At 44.8% G+C, this 230-nt stretch carries 1 protein-coding gene; it reads right to left on the reverse strand.

Features of this window, described 5'->3' with window-relative positions:
- A partial coding sequence (locus HMPREF3103_RS09530; protein WP_168132836.1) for a hypothetical protein occupies nt 1-230 on the reverse strand: 230 nt, incomplete at both ends.

The following is a 230-nucleotide window of genomic DNA, read 5'->3' on the forward strand; positions in this document are numbered from 1 at the left end:
GTCTTATCTGTTGGGTCTCCTGTTTCTGGGTCAATGAATTTCGCTGGTTGGTCACCATCGATTTTCATTGGAACTTCGGGATCTCCTGCTGTAAATTGCGGTGTTTCCTTTTGTTCTTTCCCTTGTTTTCCAGTCGATGTTCTATCTTCACCTATTGGTGTTACTTTCGTCACAGTTGGTGTGTACTTCGCTGTAGCTGGAGTGCCGTTGGCATCTTTAGCTTGTACAGT

The organism is Granulicatella sp. HMSC30F09 (genome assembly GCF_001806915.1).
GTDB classification, from domain to species: Bacteria; Bacillota; Bacilli; order Lactobacillales; family Aerococcaceae; genus Granulicatella; species Granulicatella adiacens.